The sequence below is a fragment of the Serratia sp. PL7 genome, from assembly GCF_945957435.1.
In genome coordinates, this window is record NZ_CAMFLB010000001.1 from 2,365,498 (window position 1) to 2,381,850 (window position 16,353).

Here is a 16,353-nt window from a genome sequence, read left to right on the forward strand (position 1 = left end):
ATCAGACCGCCTTATTGATGTAACTGGTTGTTGTGTAACGGCTCGGCCAAATAGCTTCCGGTGTTACACCGAGAGCGTCAGCAACGATCTGTTGGTAGGGCTTGCAGGGAGTGCGCAGCACGCTCTTCAGTGAATCCTTACTGTATCCAGCCTGAAGGGAGAGCGCCCGGAAGGACAATCCACGCTTGTGGATCTCGGCTTTGATGGTCTCAGGATGCCAGTCGGCATTCAGATCTTCATTTCGGCTCATGATTCCTCTATCCTAAAAAGTTATCCGCGCGGATAACTGCGCGGGTATCCGTATGGATAAATCATAAGAACACAAAGAACACAAGTCAATGTTCTTTTGTGTTTTTCATGAGCATCGAATTTAGTTCACTGATATCAATTGGTTGCACACAAAGGAACATGGAATGAGAAAAGAACACGAACGTTCTTTACCTGATGATAGAAAAGAACCGATTATCGAGCGGATCTTTGCTCTGGTAGAGCGCTACCCTTCACGGAATGAAGCCGCAAAAGCTTGGGGTATTAATATCAATACGTTACAGAACTACTATAAGAGACGGGAATTAGCACCTACACCTAGGCATCAACTACTTGAAGTGATTGCCAATCATGAGGGTGTATCACTCGAATGGCTTACTGATGGTATTGGTGAGGCTCCGGTGAACACAAAGAATGAACACAAAAAAGAACACACCTCAACCGAGGTCGTTGATCCTGATGCAAGACTTGCCACTTTGTTTTCGATTCTGTCAGATCGCGAAAAGCAATCCCTGTTTGAAATCATTGTTCGCAAAGGGGTTGATACAGTGTTACGTCTTAGTGATGAACGGAACATCAAGTTGCTTCAATGCAATGATATGGAAAAGGAAAAATTCTTGGCTGGACTTGAAGGGAATATCAAAAAAGAGGCACTTACACATAGTCAGGACGTAGTAGCATCGAGCCTTTCAAACACTGGTAAGAAGGCCGGTTAATCTCTACATAGCTGTGTCAACCAGTACCGATTTTTTAACCGGCCTTTGGTTCTAGAAGTGTGTTAGAATTGATTTTGAACGCAGTACTTTAGTTTTAAACGTTAGCAACCAATAGTATCAAAAGTTTTGCCGATCGGCTCAATTTCCCCCTGGCTGGTATCAAATGCCTAAACTAGGCGAAGCCAGTAAATCCGCGAATTTCCGCCAAATCCCTTTTCTTTCCGGTAATATCAAATGATTTCCTTCATCACACACAGCCGCCAAATCGGCAAGGTGCGCGGACGCAGCCCGACGTTGTTCTCGCCAGCGGCCGCATTGAGCGCAAAGGCCGCCACCACCTGTTCATCTTGCTTCACCACGAAGCTGCGCTCCCGGCTGCCGCTTTGCTGCCAACTCCACAGCCGATAGAACAGACGCCACTGAAGGCGGGCGCTGAGACGGCGCGCGCGCTGAAACTTGTCGCTGAACGCGGCGTAGATCAGCGCCGCCGTTTGCAGGCGATCAGCGTCGCGATAAGGATCAATATGCAACATATCAACCTCGTCTAGGGTTGGCGGTAGAGCAGCTGCTCCAACAGCCGCACCGGCGCGGTCTCCTCCGGCGCAGGCGACGCAAAGATCGCCTGCCGCCAGGCCTGGCTTTCGATCACGTCCAGCACCAGCTGCGCGAGCGGTAACGGCGCTATCGCCGCTGCGATCTCACCGGTTTGCTGAGCCTCGGCGATCGTCGTCGCCAGCGCCTCAATCAGTTGCCGCTGGTTGGCGCTGAACGGCTCGGCCAACGCCGGGTTGCGTGCCACCTCCGCCACGATCTCCGCCGACAGTTGCACATTGGCCGGCTCGGCGACAAAGGCGTGATAGGCGGTGAAAAAGGCCGACAGCGCCTGTTTCGGCCGCGTTCTGTCGGCCCGCAATCCGGCGGCGAACTCGGCGAATATGCCGTTTTCCAGCAGCGCAATTTCGCCGATCAACGCCTCCTTGCCGGAAAAATGGTTATAGAGGTTGCCGACGCTGACGCCCGCTGCCTGCGCGATATCTCGCATGCTGGTCTGGTGAAATCCCTTATGGGTAAAGCTGTGCAGCGCGGCCTCGACAATCTTTTCTCGATTTCCCATCGTCAGTTCCCGAAACGGTGAAGGGGCGCCTGGCGCCACAAATTGACATCAACAAATGAACGAACGTTCGTTCATTATCAAGTCTAGCATAGACCGATAAAATTGAACCGCAGCTCAACGGCGCAGGAATCGGTAGGAAGAGGCAAACGCCGCCCCGCTTTTAGGAGCGGCGCCCGGCACACTCAGTGCAGCGCGTCGCCCTGCTTCACCGACGTAAACGCCTGCATCAGCTTCACGACGTCGTGCATGCCGATGTTGACCTGGTTGATCACTTCTCCGGCGTCATGGGTCAATGCCACGCCGCCGCCAGCCTGTTCCACGCAGGTCGCCATGCCGGCGATCGCCGCCGCCACGCCCTGCTGGATAGACTTGGTCATGCGTTCGATCTCGGTCGCCGCCTTGCGCGACTGCTCCGCCAGCGTGCGCACTTCGTTGGCCACCACGGCAAAACCGCGCCCGTGCTCACCGGCGTGGGCGGCTTCGATGGAGGCGTTAATCGCCAGCAGGTTGGTTTGGGAGGCGATTTTACGAATGGCTTCGACGATGGTGCCGATCTGCTGAGAGCACTTACCGAGCTCGGTGACCACGTCTGAGGTTTCGCGCGCCGCCGCTTCGACCTGCTGCATGCCCTTCACCGCCTGCTGCACGATGATCGCGCCCTGCGCCGCCTGCCGATCGGTATCGAGCGACAGATGATGCGCGTTGCGCACCATCTCTTCTTCGTGCTGCTGCTGTTGCATCAGCCGGGTGATGTCCTGGGCGATCTTCACCACTTTCACCACCTGGCCGTCGTTGTCGAGGATCGGGTTATAGCTGGCCTCCAGCCATACCCGTTCACCGCGCCGGTTGACGCGCTCAAAACGCCCGGTGATGAACTCGCCGCGCGCCAGGCGCTGCCAATGCCGCCGATAATCGTCGGAAGCGGCGAACTCCGGCGGGCACAGCACCGCATGCGACTGCCCACACGCCTCTTCCAGCCGATAGCCCATCAGCGCCAACATATTGTCGTTGGCGCTGACAATGGTGCCCTGCGGCGTGAAAGAAATCATCGCCATCGAGCGATTCAACGCCGCCAGCAGGCTGCGGTGTTCCTGCGCCTGCGTCACTCGCTCGGTCACTTCGCTGGCGATCTTGACGATTTCCACCACCTTACCCTGTTTATTCAGCACCGGCGCATAGGTGCCCTGCAGCCACACCGCCTCGCCGTTTTTCGCGATGCGCTTTATGGTGTCCGTGATGGGTTGGCCTTTATTCAGCGTCTCCCAATGTTTGCGATATAACGGGCTGGCGACATAGTTCGGATCGCAGAAAATACGGTGATGCTGACCTATCACGTCATCGCGTTGAAATCCCAGCGTGCTGAGGAAAAGATCGTTGGCGCGCAAGACCGTGCCGTCGAGCGAAAATACGATCATCGGAACGGCGTGTTCTATCGCGCTCAGCTCGGCGCCTTTGTGGGTAGTTAACTGACTGAATCGTAACAGCATAAGGTGTAGTCCTTGTGGCAGATGATGGCGCTTTTCTTATTTTTCCTGGCCACATGCCGCGCCCACACGCAGACGTGCCATCGCGGAAGGAACGGGCAGCGCCGCTCCTTCTGGTTATTGCTCTTAACCGGATTAAATTTATTTATTCAGTAAAGTAATTATTCGAATTTAAATAAACCAACAACCTAAGATTTTTATTATGAAAACTGTATTGAGAATAACGTAAGTGATGAAAATTGAAAGGTAAAATGCGGATTTTTGTCGGCGCCGGCAGGATAACCGGCGCCGGGAAGATTAACGCCAGCGTTCGGCTGCCCAGGCGGTCTGTTGCTCGGCGTCGTGGAAGGTCCAGGCGACGAAGCGGCTGATCTTCTGCCCTTGCGCCATCTCGATGGTGCGTACCTCGGCCGCCCCCGCCACTTTCAGCGCATGGTAGATGGCCGGCAGCGTGGTGTTTTTCGAGATGAGCGAAGTGAACCACAGGCAGTTGTTGGCCTTGCTGACGCTCTCTTCCACCATCTTGCGCACAAAGGCTTCTTCGCCGCCTTCGCACCACAGCTCGTTGTTCTTGCCGCCGAAGTTTTGCACCGGCTTGTCGGCCACTTCCCCTTTGCCCAATTTATGCAGCTTGCGGCGGGTGCTGGCGCGCGCTTCCTGCTCGGACGCGTGGAACGGCGGGTTGCACAGGGTGGCGTCGAATTTCTCGGCCGCGCCGATGATGCCGCTAAAAATCAGCTCAGGCTGTTTTTGCAGCCGCAGACGCACGCTATTGCGCAGTGTCGGGTTCATCTCGACGATCATCTTGGCCGCGTTGAGCGACACCGGATCGATTTCAGACCCGGTGAAACGCCAGCCGTATTCGCGCAGGCCGACGATCGGGTAGATGCAGTTGGCGCCGACGCCGACGTCGAGGATCGCCACGCCCTTGCCGCGCGGGATCTCGCCGCCGTTGCTGGTCGCCAGCAGATCCGCCAGGTGGTGCAGATAGTCGGCGCGGCCGGGGATCGGCGGGCACAGGTAATCAGCCGGAATATCCCAGTGTTCGATGCCGTAAAAGTGTTGCAGCAACGCACGGTTGAGCATTTTCACCGCCGCCGGATCGGCGAAATCCACCGAGACATCGCCCCAGGCGTTCGGTTTTACGAACGGCGCCAGCGCCGGGCAGCTGGCGATCAGCGCCGGGAAGTCGTAGCGCGAACGATGACGGTTGCGCGGATGCAGGCCGCTTTTCTGCTGCGGGAAGGTTTTCTTTTTTTCCACCGTGACGGGCTCTCTTGAAGGGATTTCCGGCGCGTAAGATAACACATCCGGCCCGCAATGGCGCAGCGGCGGGAAACCCGGCACAATGAAAGCTTCATCGATTGCCACAGGGGCCCCCATGAGCCGTGAATCTCGTTACTATTATGAACCCGCCGCCGGCCACGGCCTGCCGCACGATCCGCTGAACGCCATCGTCGGCCCGCGCCCCATCGGCTGGATCTCTTCCCGCAGCGCCGCCGGCTTGCGTAATCTCGCCCCCTACAGCTTTTTCAACTGCTTCAACTATCGCCCGCCCATCATCGGTTTCGCCAGCACCGGCTGGAAAGACAGCGTGGCGAATATCGTGGAAACCGGCGAGTTCGTTTGGAACCTGGCGACGCGCCCGCTGGCGGAAGCGATGAACAACAGTTCCATCACCCTGCCGCGCGGTGAGGACGAATTCGCCTTCGCCGGCGTCACGCCGCTGCCCGGGCGCCGGGTCAAAGCCGAGCGCGTGGCCGAAAGCCCGGTGAACTTCGAATGCCGCCTGACCCAGTGCATTCAGCTGCAAACCGCCGCCGGGGAACAGGTGGAAACCTGGCTGGTGTTGGGCGAAGTGGTGGCGGTGCACCTCGATCCGGCGCTGCTGGATGAACACGGCGTTTACCAGACCGCCGCCGCCGAACCGATCCTGCGCGCCGGCGGCCCGACCGCCTACTACGGCATTTCCGAACAGCACCGTTTCGATCTGACGCGCCCGACGCGCTGATCGCCTCCCCCCGTTTATCTCGAATGTGAACGGGGGAATTAATAATCAAAAATTCTGAACAAAACCATCAACACTCTCCGATTTCATCCCGCCTGTCACTGCGCAATAATCTTCCCATCGAAAGGCAAACCCCTTTCTCCCTAATTCACTTTGACAGGAATGACGAACATGAAATTCATCAAAACTTTTGCTGCTGTTATCGCTCTGGCTACCGTTTCTTTCACCACTTTCGCCGCTGAACACGTCAGCGCCCAGGATGCCGCCCAATTCGAAAAAGCCGGCGTGATCGTCGCCAGCGGCGCAACCGACCTGAGCAGCCTGACCTCTCAGCTGGCCGCCAAAGCCGATGCCGTAGGCGCCAAGGCTTTCACCATCACCTCTACCAGCGGCAATAACCTGATGCATGCCACCGCGGTTATCTACAAATAATCGCCGCCCCAGACGTCAAAAAGCCCGCCGGATATCATCCCGGCGGGCTTTTTTTATGTTCGCGTACGTCAGCGCTGAATGGGTACGACAGCAATTTTCCTATCGTCCGCTTTGTCAGCAACCCACGCGTCAACGACCCGGAAAATACCGTCGCCAACAGGCAGAAACCCTTTATTTAATGGGGTTTGCAGGCAGTTAAGCACACATTTTTTTACCACCCCATTGCTGGACTAACGGGAGAGGATGATTATCATGTTACGCAGACTACAGATGCAGAGAGCGTTGTATGCAACATATCATTGAAGGTTTCCTCAGTTTCCAGAAAGAGATTTTCCCGCAGCGTAAGGAACTCTTTCGCAGCCTGGCCTCCAGCCAAAATCCTAAAGCGCTTTTCATCTCCTGTTCTGACAGCCGTCTGGTGCCCGAGCTGGTGACGCAGCAAGAACCTGGGCAGCTTTTCGTTATCCGTAACGCCGGTAACATCGTCCCTTCCTTTGGCCCGGAGCCGGGTGGGGTTTCTGCGACTATCGAATACGCGGTGGTGGCGCTGGGCGTGACTGATATCGTGATTTGTGGCCACTCGAACTGTGGCGCCATGAAGGCTATCGCATCCTGTCAGTGCCTCGATCCCATGCCTGCCGTTGCCCACTGGCTGCACTACGCGGATGCGGCCAAAGCGGTGGTCGAGAAGAAAACCTGGGATAGCGAAACAGACAAAGTGAACGCTATGGTGGAAGAAAACGTCATAGCCCAGCTAAATAATATCAAAACCCACCCTTCTGTGGCGGTGGGTCTGCGCAACAGTGGGCTGCGCCTACACGGCTGGGTATACGACATCGAAAGCGGCGAAATTCGCACGCTGGATAGAAACACCAAGAGCTTCGTGTCTCTGGCCGATAATCCCGACGTCTATTTCGAATAAAATAACGCCCGGTTTTTATCATTAAATAAAATCCACGCCGCGGCGTGGATTTTATTGTCAGCCTTAAGGCAAGCGCGCCTCTATCGCCGCAGCGAAGTCGCGGCACATCCGCTCGTCACCCTCGGCGTTGTCCGCCAATACCGTCTCGCCATCCACCACCCGGATGTGCGCCTGCAAATCGAAATCTGCCGGCGGCTGCGGGCGCTTGGCTGCGGCGGCCATCGTCTGCTGCGCCTCATGCCACGCCTGTGCCACCGTCTGGTTGCAGGCCTGCGCCAGATAGTCAGGGTTAAACCCTTCGCCGGTCAGGCTGCGCAGCGTGTCGTCATGGCTGACGCTGTTGCCCGGCAACCAGTAGTGTTGCGCCAGATCCGGGCCAATGGCCGGGTTGTCCGTCAGGTAACCGTCGCGCTGCAGGAAGAAGTGACGGGTTTGCTCTACCGCCATCATCGCCAGCAGATAGCCCTGGTAGGAACAGGCGGATTCTAGCGACAGCAGGTGCGGGATCGCCAACGTCGGACGCGGGCTGCCGCTGATGCCGAGGATCTTTTGCTCGACCTCGCGCGCCAGCGCGGTAATGGCTTCCGGCGTGCGCTGCTCGTCATCCCACTGGTACAGCGCCCACTCGAAGTACGGCACCAGCAGGATGTGGCGTTCGTTGAACGCACGCATCGGCTGGCGCGCCGCGATGCCGGCCTCGATCAGCGCATCAGGCACCGCTTCGCCGGCGGCGTTTTTCGCATAGCGTTTCAGCCAGTCGGCGTCGTCCAGCAGGCTGTCGCAGAACATCGACTGGGTTTCGGCATAGGCCATCGAGGTCGGTGGGAACTCCTGCGAGAAGCACGGCGCATTCTGGCGAATGTTGGCGAAGTGCGCCGCGTGGCCGCCCTCGTGGAACAGGGTGTTGAGCCCGTAAGCGCCGCTGCCCACCTGCCCCGGCTGCGCCAGGCTGGTGAAGTTGATGCGCGCCGGCACCCATTCCCCCTGGCGCACAAACGGCGGCACCGGGCCGTGCATAAAGCCGTTCTCATACTTGCCTTTGCGCACCAGCAGATCGAGGTTCATCTCGGCGCCGCCAAAGCCGATGTGCAGGCGTTTGAAGCTGTCGACCCAGCGTTCCAGCGAACGAGAAAACGGGAAGTAAGGATCCAGTTGACGGGTGACGTCGCCGGCGCTGGCGAAGCGTACGTTCCACGGCTCCAGCGCCTGGCCGCCCTTGTCGGCCGCCAGCTGTTGCAGGCTGCGCGCGTTGGCCTCGCGGGTTTCCCGCTCGAAACGATCCAGAATGGCGAACAGCTGCTCCGGCGTCATGCGCTCGGTTTTGTTCACCTTGTAGTCGAAATAGTTGCGATAGCCCATCTGGCGCGCAAAGCGGTTGCGCAGGCCAATCAGCTCCGGCAGGCCGTTATGCAGCAGCCATTGCTCCAGGTCGCGCAGCGCCTGCTGCGAGCTGCGGCGGTAGTCTTCGTTCGGGTTGGTCGCCTGGTTGGTCAGCAGCTCGCCGAGCGAGGCCGCCACCCGCTGGCCGTCGGCGTTCAGGTGCGTGACCTGATAGCCCTTGCGGCGCGAGTAGAGATCGGATTCGGCATGGATGATCTGATCCAACAGCGCCTGCGCCTGCGGATCTTCAATGGCGTTACAGTCGAAGAAACGCAGCCAACCTTGCAGACCGAGGATCAGCGCATCGCGCTGCGCCTCCTGCGGCAGCGCTTCCAATCCGGCCAGCAGATTGCGGATCTCGGCCAGCCGGCGCGGTTCGGCGATAAAGCGCTTATAGGCGCTTTCCGCGGCGGAAAAGCGCGCCGACACGTCTTCACCGCCGGTGCCCATGTAGTTTTGCCAGAACAGCTCTTCTTTGGCGCGGTGAACGTCGAGGTAATCCTGGTTCAATTGATTGAAGTAATCGAGAGCCTGTTGCATAACCGTCCTTCTCAGCCGATGAGGAAATATCCCAGTATAGTCGCGCTTAGGCCTGACGCAGCCGCTGCAGCCCCTGCTCGAGCGTCTCGCTCTCGCCGGCGGCCACCAGACAACAGGCGACCTGCCGCTGGATGGCCTGCGGGATCGCCACCTCGCCCGCCAGGCAGCGCTCGGTCCAGCGTGCGGTGGTTTCCGCGTCTTTCGCCGCCGGCAATGCCGGCGTTTCATCCTGCAAGGTGCGCTCCAGCAATACGTGCTGTTCGCAGCCGACGATGTGGTGAATCTGCGGGCAGCGCTGCGGGTTGGCGTAGGCTTCGCCTTCGGTGCCGTGCATCAACAGCCCGCGGGCGCCGATCTGGCGGAAAAACGACGCCACCCGGCCAACATACTCCGGGTGAGAGACGCTGGCGAGGCGCAGCGCATCCTGTTCGCCGAACGGCGTCGCCAGCTTGGCCAGCGTATGGGCGCTGTTGCGCACCCCCATGCGCCAACGCAGCCCAAGCTGCTGCGCCAACGGCGCCGACAGCGCGGAAACCGGCATGAATACCGCCTCGCCGTTATCGAGGCGCTGCTGGGCATGAGCGGCCTGTTCCGACCACGGCAGCCCCAGGGCACGGAAAATCTCGGCGCTGGTCACACGGGTGCTGTCGTCCAGGATGCCGTGCACCACCACCGGCAGGCCCACTTTCGCGAGCAGCAGCGCCAGCAGCGGCGTCAGGTTGGCCTGCTTGCGCGCGCCGTTGTAGCTCGGCAGCACCACCGGCAGTGGCCGCCCCTGCGGCGCCTGCAGCGGCAAGACCTGCTGCTGCATCGCCTGATAGAAGCCCAGCATCTCCTCTTCGGCTTCGCCCTTGATGCGCAGCGCGATCAGAATGCCGCCCAGCTCCAGCTCGGGGACCTCCCCGGCCAGCATCGCCTGATACAGCTCAAAGGCGGTCTGCCGGTCCAGGTCGCGCGCATGATTTTTGCCGCGGCCTATTTCTTTGATAATTTTGGTGTAATCCATCCGAAGGTTCCCTCAGCTCACTCTTCGGTTAGCATACCCTATCCGCGCCGCCGCTCAACCTCCGCCGCCAGTCGCCGCTGCGCGTCATCGCCCTCGCGCAGCCCGGCGATCACCCCGCCGGCATCGTCGGCGCTGCGGTTTTGGCTCATTTTCCATTTGCCTTCGCGCCGGGTGACAGCAATCTCGATACCGACGATGCCTTTAAGCTGTGCGGCGATATAGTTGGCCGGCGCGTCGTCGAGCCGCCAGGGCGCCGGGCGGCGCCCTTCCTGTTGTGCCGTCAGGTCGATCAGCTGGCGGCGCAGCCAGGCCGGGTCGTCCATCACCGTCGGCACGCCATACAGCTGCACCATGCTGTAATTCCAGGTCGGCACCACTTTGCCGGTCTGGCGCTTGCTCGGGTACCAGCCGGGGGACACATAGCCCTCCACGCCCTGAAAAATCACCAGGCATTCCGCCGCGTGCTGCAGCCGTCGCCAGTGCGCGTTGGCGCGCGACAGGTGCGCCCGCAGCCGGATCTGCCCCTGTTCGACATCGGCCAGAAACGGCAGCGGATCGGCCGTCAATCCCTGCTCGCCGTGGCTGACCAATAGCCCCAACGGGTGGGCCCGCACCAGCGCCAGTTGGGCATCCAGATTGTCTTCGCGAAATGTGGCGGGTTGAAACATCAGTGTGGCTCCTTATCGCTCTCTCATGATGACAACAGTAAAGCACCCGCCGGCGGCCTACTTAAGATCCGCTTTCTGAGTATTTCGAGTGATCCGGTTTAACAACAGCAGGGCGATGCCCATCGCCAACAGATTAAATACCATGGCGCCGGCAAAGGCCTGGACATAGCGTTCCGCTGCGCCGCCGCTCGCCAACAGCGGCACAAAACCGACGCCGCTGCCCACGATGCCCAGCGCGCCCCCCACCTGCTGCACGGTGGCAACCAGACCCGCCGCCATGCCCGCCTGCCGCTCCGGCGCCAAACCGAGCACCAGATTCAGCAGCGGCGTCATGCTCAGCGCCTGACCGAACCCCAGCACCACTAACCCAGGCAGCAGCCGCAGCGGATGCGCCAGCGCCTCACCCCACAGCGCCTGCGCCATCAATAGCGCCAACCCGGCGGCGTAAATCGCCACGCCCACGCTCAGTACGCCATTACCCCAACGCAGCGCTAACCGGGGCGCCAACATCGAGGCCAGCATGAAGGCCGCGCTGGCCGGGGCGAACAGACTGCCCGCCTGAAAAGGCGTCAGCCCCGCCCCCGCCTGCAGCAGCAGTGCGAAACACAAGAAAAACGAGGAAGCGGTGGCATAAATCGCCAGCACCACCGCCATGCCCGGCGCGAAGCCCGCCTGACGGAACAGCGCCGGATCGAGCACCGCATCATCACCGCGCTGCGCCAGACGGCGCTCCCAACGCAGAAAGCCCCACAGCGTCAGCATCGCTAACGCCAACATCGGCGCTATCCACCACGGCCAGCCGCGCGCCGGCCCCTCCAGCAACGGCAGCAACAACAGCGACAGGCCGGTCGCCGCCAGCCACAGGCCAACGCCGTCCAGCCGCTGCGCCTGCGCCACGCGCGATTCGGGAATGCGCCGCGCCGCCCACAGCGCCAGTGCGCCGATCGGCAAATTGATCAAAAAGATCATGCGCCAGCCGCTGCCGAACAGGTTAGCCTCGATGATAAATCCGCCGAGGATCTGGCCGAAGATCGCCGCCAATCCCAGCGTCATGCCCAGCCAAGCGAAGGCGCGCCGCCGCTGTTGCGGCGCGTACAGGACCCGCATCAAGGCGTAAATTTGCGGGAACAACAGCGCCGCCGTCGCCCCCTGCAGAATACGCGCGGCGATCAGCAGGCCGAGCGATCCCGCCAGCCCGCACAACAGGGAGCTCAGCGTGAATCCCAGCATGCCGAGGCTGAACAAGCGCCGACGCCCGAAGCGATCGCCCAAACGCCCACCGGCGATCAACAGCACCCCAAACGCCAGCTCATAACCGGCGACGATCAAACCGATCCCGGCGAAATCGGCGGCGAACTGCCGCTGGATCACCGGCGCCGCCACGTTGACCACGAACAGATCGAACACCGTGACGAACCCGCCCAACAGCAGCACCGGCAGGCCGGGCAGCCCTCGCCGCTCACGAGATAATGAATGTTCCATACCACCTCCAGAGATTATGATGGCCGCAGTATGGAACAAGGTTTAAACTGTTACTATATAGCCATTTATACTATTACTGACAGCAACAGGACGGCCGACATGCCCCCACGCACCCTCGAACGCACCCGCCACGAACTGGGGGATTTTCTGCGGCAAAAGCGAGAACAACTGTCACCAGAGTCAGTCGGCTTGCCAAGCGGCAGCCGCCGCCGCACGCCGGGATTGCGGCGCGAGGAGGTGGCGGCGCTGGCCGGCGTCGGCCTCACCTGGTACACCTGGCTGGAGCAAGGCAGGGAAATCAATGCGTCGGTGACGTTTTTGGAAAATCTGGCGCGGGTGCTGCAGCTCGACGCCGCCGGCCGCTACCACCTGTTCTTATTGGCGCATCAACGCCCGCCGGTGCCGGTTGGGCATCAGTGGTGCCAGGTTTCGCCGTTGGTGCGGCGCCTGCTGGACGATTTGACGCTGCGGCCGGCCTACGTCATGAACCTGAGTTGGGACATCATCGCCTGGAATCCGGCGGCGCAGCGGCTGTTCGCCATCGGCGATCGCCCGGCGCAAGAGCGCAACATGTTGTGGATGCTGTTTGCCGATCCGCAGCTCAATGCGCGCCTGCTGGAGTGGCGGGCGCAGGCGCCGCAAATCCTGGCCAGCTTCCGCCGCGACTACGCCCGTGCGCCGGAGGATGAGGTGATGCGCCAACGGGTACAGGCGCTGGAGCAGGTATCGCCGCAATTCCGCCAGCTCTGGCGGCAGCATGACATTCACGGACGTTGCCAGGGGCGGCGCAGCTTCATCGTCCCGGCAATCGGCCCGGTCACCTTTGACCACGCCTCTTTCATCGTCGACGAAGAGAACCACCTGCGGCTGGTGATGTACAGCGCGCTGCCGGACGAACCGGCCAGCGCGGCGTTTGAAGCGCTGCTGCGCGAGGGTTAGCGGCGGCTGTCGAAAATGAGTTTGCAGGCCAGCCCGGCGAATACGCCGCTCAGCAGGTAGTTCGGCCAGCGGGCGCTGAAGCGGCGGCCGGCGAAGCGGCTTTTCATGCCGCTGACCGCCAGGATCACCCCGCCGTTAATCAGCAACCCCACCAGATTCAGCACCGTCGCCAGCGCCAGCATCTGTACCACCACCGAGCCGGCGCGCGGATCGATAAACTGCGGGAACAGCGCCAGCACGAACAGCGCCATTTTCGGGTTGAGGATGTTGGTGAACAGTCCCTGCCGGAAAATTCGCGCCGTCGGCACGGCCTGCAACCCGGCAGAAGCCTGCAGACTGCTGCCGGATCGCAGCGTTTTCCACGCCAGGTAGAGCAGATAGGCGGCGCCCAACATTCTCACCGCGTCGTAAGCCAGCGGCACCGCGACGAACAGTTGCGACAACCCCAGCGCCGCCGCCAGCGCATGGCAGTAAGTACCGAATTGAATGCCCGCCAGCGAAGCGAAACCGGCCCGCCGCCCCTGGCTGACGCTGCGCGAAGCGATCAGCAGCATATCCGGGCCGGGGGTCAGCGCCAGCGCCACGCAGGCACCGGAAAACAACAACAACGTTGCGGCATCAATCATGAATCACCTGATAAGAAGACGGACGGGGATGGAGCGTCCATCATAGCGACGCCGACGTGGCTTGTCAGCGCCGCTCACCTCAGATCACCCACAAATCGAGATACTCGTTGACCGGCATCTGCGCCAGCCGCTGGCGGTCCAGCGACACCTCGAGAATGCGCTGCTGCTGCAGGGCTGGGAACTGGCGCGCCAGGTTGGTTTTGAACTTCTCGATCAGCAGCGGGATGCCCTCTTCGCGCCGCCGCGCATGGCCGATAGGATACTCCACCGCCACCTCATCCAGACGGCTGCCGTCGGCGAACTCCACCGTCAGCGCATTGGCGATCGAGCGCTTTTCCGGATCGTGATAATCGCGCGTGAAAGCGGGATCTTCATGGCAGTGGATCTTGCTGCGCAATGCGTCGATGCGCGGATCCTCGGCCACCCGATCCTCGTAGTCCCCCGCCGTCAGCCGGCCGAACAGCAGCGGGATCGCCACCATATACTGAATGCAGTGATCGCGATCCGCCGGGTTATCCAGCGGCCCCTGCTTGTCGATAATGCGCAGGCAGGCCTCGTGGGTGCGGATGCTCACTCTGGCGATGTCGGCGGCGGTTTTGCCGGCGGCCTGCATCTGGCGGTGCAGCGTCATGGCCGCCTCCACGGCGGTCTGGGCATGGAACTCCGCCGGGAACGAAATTTTAAACAGCACGTTCTCCATCACATACGCGCCGTACGGCCGCTGGAAGCGGAAAGGCTTGCCGTTGAACGAGACGTCGTAAAACCCCCAGGTCGGCGCCGTCAACGCCGAGGGGTAGCCCATTTCGCCGGTGGCGGCCATCAGCGCCAGCCGCACCGCGCGGGCGGTTGCATCCCCCGCCGCCCAGGATTTTCGGGTGCCGGCGTTCGGCGCGTGGCGATAGGTACGCAGCGACTGCCCGTCCACCCACGCCAGCGACACCGCATTCAGGATCTCCTCGCGGTTCAGGCCGAGCAGCTGTGCCACCACCGCGGTGGACGCCACCTTCACCAGCAGCACGTGATCCAGTCCCACCCGGTTGAAGGCGTTTTCCAGCGCCAGACAGCCCTGGATCTCATGCGCCTTGATCATGGCGATCATCACCTGCCGCATGGTCAGCGGCGCCTTGCCTGCCGCCACCGCCTGGCGCGAGAGCCAGTCGGCCACCGCCAGGATCCCGCCCAGGTTATCCGACGGGTGGCCCCACTCCGCCGCCAGCCAGGTGTCGTTGAAGTCGAGCCAGCGGATCATGGCGCCGATATTGAACGCCGCCTGCACCGGATCCAGCTGGAAACGGGTGCCGGGCACCCGGCTGCCGTTCAGCACCTCGGCGCCCGGCACCACCGGCCCCATCAGTTTTTTGCAGGCCGGATAGCTCAGCGCCTCCAGCCCGCAGCCGAGGGTATCGAGCAGGCAATAGTGAGCGGTGCGGTACGCCGCCGGGGTATCGACGGCCTCTTTCATCACATAATCGACGATATCGACCATTTCGCGATCGAACGGCGGACGGCGGGTATTGGCAGACTCAAGCATCATGATTCCCAAAGGCTCCAGAGTGAAAATGACACGATAACGATCGGCGCTCAGCGCTGATCCAGCGGTACGAACGCCCGCGCTTCCGGCCCGGTATAGTTGGCGGACGGGCGAATGATTTTGTTGTCCTGCCGTTGCTCGATGATGTGCGCCGACCAGCCGCTCACCCGCGCCATGACGAACAGCGGCGTGAACATTTCGGTGGGCACCCCCAGCTGGTGGTAAGACACCGCCGAGAACCAGTCGAGGTTGGGGAACATGTTTTTGGTGTCGTGCATCACGCTTTCCAGCCGATCGGCGATGTCATACAGCTTCATCGCGCCCGCTTCCTGCGACAGGCGCAGCGCGATCTCTTTGATCACCTGATGGCGCGGATCGGAGACGGTGTACACCGGGTGCCCGAAGCCAATCACCACCTCTTTGTTGTCGATGCGGCGGCGAATGTCGGCTTCCGCTTCGTCCGGCGTTTCATAGCGTTGCTGGATCTCCAGCGACACCTCGTTGGCGCCGCCGTGCTTCGGCCCGCGCAGCGCGCCAATGGCGCCAACGATCGCCGAATAGACGTCGGATCCGGTGCCGGCGATCACCCGGCCGGCGAAGGTCGAGGCGTTGAATTCATGCTCGGCGTACAGGATCAATGACGCGTGCATCGCCTGCTCCCAACTGGCGGAAGGCGCCTCGCCGTGCAGCAGGTGCAGAAAGTGGCCGCCGATGGAATCGTCGTCGGTCTCCGGCTGAATGCGCTCGCCGTTGTGGCTGTAGTGATACCAATACAGCAGCATCGATCCCAACGATGCCAGCAGCCGATCGGCGATATCACGTGCGCCGGCCGCGCCGTGCTGCTCTTTTTCCGGCAGCGTGCAGCCGAGGGCCGAAACGCCGGTGCGCATCACGTCCATCGGGTGAGACGCCGCCGGTAGCGCCTCCAGCACCGTGCGCACGCTGGCGGGCAGGCCGCGCAGCGCTTTGAGACGGTGTTTATAGGCCTGCAGCTCGTCGCGGTTGGGCAACTTGCCGTGGATCAGCAGGTGGGCGACCTCTTCAAACTCGCAGTGGCGCGCGAGGTCGAGGATGTCGTAACCACGGTAGTGCAGATCGTTGCCGCTGCGCCCTACGGAACACAGCGCGGTATTCCCGGCGGGCACGCCGGATAACGCCACGGATTTTTTCGGCTTAACGCCAGTCGGGCTTTGCGGGGGGATCGCTTGGCTCATACTGTCCTCATTTGGCTTCTGCGT

At 61.1% G+C, this 16,353-nt stretch carries 17 protein-coding genes; 5 read left to right on the forward strand and 12 right to left on the reverse strand.

All coding sequences use genetic code 11. The features are described 5' to 3' along the window. Position 1: 1 nt before the first annotated feature. Entirely contained in the window at positions 2–250 is a 249-nt protein-coding gene (locus N6G83_RS11420; protein ID WP_085286443.1) for a transcriptional regulator, read from the reverse strand. A 163-nt stretch (positions 251–413) separates the two neighbouring features. On the opposite strand from N6G83_RS11420, the gene N6G83_RS11425 reads away from it, so the two are divergent. Further along, positions 414–983, forward strand: coding sequence for a hypothetical protein (locus N6G83_RS11425; RefSeq protein WP_085286444.1), 570 nt, complete (start codon positions 414–416; stop codon positions 981–983). Positions 984–1,213: 230 nt separating this feature from the next. Here N6G83_RS11425 and N6G83_RS11430 read toward each other — a convergent pair whose 3' ends face one another. The 4 genes from N6G83_RS11430 to rlmF form a co-directional block, all read right to left on the reverse strand. Continuing rightward, positions 1,214–1,516 carry a hypothetical protein gene (locus N6G83_RS11430; RefSeq protein ID WP_260515347.1) on the reverse strand — a complete coding sequence of 101 codons (303 nt, stop codon included), beginning with the start codon at positions 1,514–1,516 and terminating at the stop codon, positions 1,214–1,216. An 11-nt stretch (positions 1,517–1,527) separates the two neighbouring features. Further along, positions 1,528–2,097, reverse strand: coding sequence for a TetR/AcrR family transcriptional regulator (locus N6G83_RS11435; RefSeq protein WP_025302081.1), 570 nt, complete (start codon positions 2,095–2,097; stop codon positions 1,528–1,530). Positions 2,098–2,279: 182 nt separating this feature from the next. Beyond that, positions 2,280–3,584 carry a PAS domain S-box protein gene (locus tag N6G83_RS11440; protein ID WP_043137084.1) on the reverse strand — a complete coding sequence of 435 codons (1,305 nt, stop codon included), beginning with the start codon at positions 3,582–3,584 and terminating at the stop codon, positions 2,280–2,282. Between the two features lie 294 nt (positions 3,585–3,878). Further along, positions 3,879–4,844, reverse strand: coding sequence for a 23S rRNA (adenine(1618)-N(6))-methyltransferase RlmF (gene rlmF, locus N6G83_RS11445; RefSeq protein WP_169540363.1), 966 nt, complete (start codon positions 4,842–4,844; stop codon positions 3,879–3,881). 118 nt (positions 4,845–4,962) lie between these two features. Between rlmF and N6G83_RS11450 the strand changes: the two genes are divergently transcribed. The 3 genes from N6G83_RS11450 (at position 4,963) to N6G83_RS11460 (ending at position 6,943) form a co-directional block, all read left to right on the forward strand. Further along, positions 4,963–5,592, forward strand: a complete 630-nt coding sequence (locus N6G83_RS11450; protein ID WP_046686671.1) for a flavin reductase family protein — start codon at positions 4,963–4,965, stop codon at positions 5,590–5,592. A 168-nt stretch (positions 5,593–5,760) separates the two neighbouring features. Then, positions 5,761–6,021: a multiple stress resistance protein BhsA gene (gene bhsA / locus N6G83_RS11455; RefSeq protein WP_260515349.1), complete on the forward strand. Its 261-nt coding sequence runs from the start codon at positions 5,761–5,763 to the stop codon at positions 6,019–6,021. A 286-nt stretch (positions 6,022–6,307) separates the two neighbouring features. Continuing rightward, a complete protein-coding gene (locus N6G83_RS11460) occupies positions 6,308–6,943 on the forward strand; it encodes a carbonic anhydrase (RefSeq protein ID WP_025302076.1) in 636 nt (211 codons plus the stop codon). Positions 6,944–7,006: 63 nt separating this feature from the next. Here N6G83_RS11460 and N6G83_RS11465 read toward each other — a convergent pair whose 3' ends face one another. From N6G83_RS11465 to N6G83_RS11480, 4 genes are read right to left on the reverse strand one after another with little or no spacing between them, the layout of a single operon-like run. Further along, positions 7,007–8,863 (reverse strand): M3 family metallopeptidase, encoded by a 1,857-nt coding sequence (locus N6G83_RS11465; protein WP_260515350.1) that lies wholly within the window; start codon positions 8,861–8,863, stop codon positions 7,007–7,009. Between the two features lie 46 nt (positions 8,864–8,909). Then, positions 8,910–9,869 carry a DNA-binding protein YbiB gene (ybiB, locus tag N6G83_RS11470; protein WP_260515352.1) on the reverse strand — a complete coding sequence of 320 codons (960 nt, stop codon included), beginning with the start codon at positions 9,867–9,869 and terminating at the stop codon, positions 8,910–8,912. 38 nt (positions 9,870–9,907) lie between these two features. Beyond that, positions 9,908–10,537 (reverse strand): FMN-binding negative transcriptional regulator, encoded by a 630-nt coding sequence (locus N6G83_RS11475; RefSeq protein WP_260515353.1) that lies wholly within the window; start codon positions 10,535–10,537, stop codon positions 9,908–9,910. Positions 10,538–10,594: 57 nt separating this feature from the next. Further along, a complete protein-coding gene (locus N6G83_RS11480) occupies positions 10,595–12,019 on the reverse strand; it encodes an MFS transporter (protein ID WP_260515354.1) in 1,425 nt (474 codons plus the stop codon). Between the two features lie 99 nt (positions 12,020–12,118). On the opposite strand from N6G83_RS11480, the gene N6G83_RS11485 reads away from it, so the two are divergent. Further along, entirely contained in the window at positions 12,119–12,958 is an 840-nt protein-coding gene (locus tag N6G83_RS11485; RefSeq protein ID WP_060447562.1) for a helix-turn-helix transcriptional regulator, read from the forward strand. On the opposite strand, the gene N6G83_RS11490 is transcribed toward N6G83_RS11485, so the two are convergent. From N6G83_RS11490 to prpC, 3 genes are all read right to left on the reverse strand, one after another. Further along, a complete protein-coding gene (locus N6G83_RS11490; protein ID WP_148123247.1) occupies positions 12,955–13,584 on the reverse strand; it encodes a LysE family translocator in 630 nt (209 codons plus the stop codon). The genes N6G83_RS11485 and N6G83_RS11490 overlap by 4 nt on opposite strands. A gap of 79 nt (positions 13,585–13,663) precedes the next feature. Beyond that, positions 13,664–15,115 carry a bifunctional 2-methylcitrate dehydratase/aconitate hydratase gene (locus N6G83_RS11495; RefSeq protein WP_260515590.1) on the reverse strand — a complete coding sequence of 484 codons (1,452 nt, stop codon included), beginning with the start codon at positions 15,113–15,115 and terminating at the stop codon, positions 13,664–13,666. A gap of 50 nt (positions 15,116–15,165) precedes the next feature. Next, positions 15,166–16,329, reverse strand: coding sequence for a 2-methylcitrate synthase (gene prpC, locus N6G83_RS11500; RefSeq protein ID WP_089180679.1), 1,164 nt, complete (start codon positions 16,327–16,329; stop codon positions 15,166–15,168). Positions 16,330–16,353: the final 24 nt, after the last annotated feature.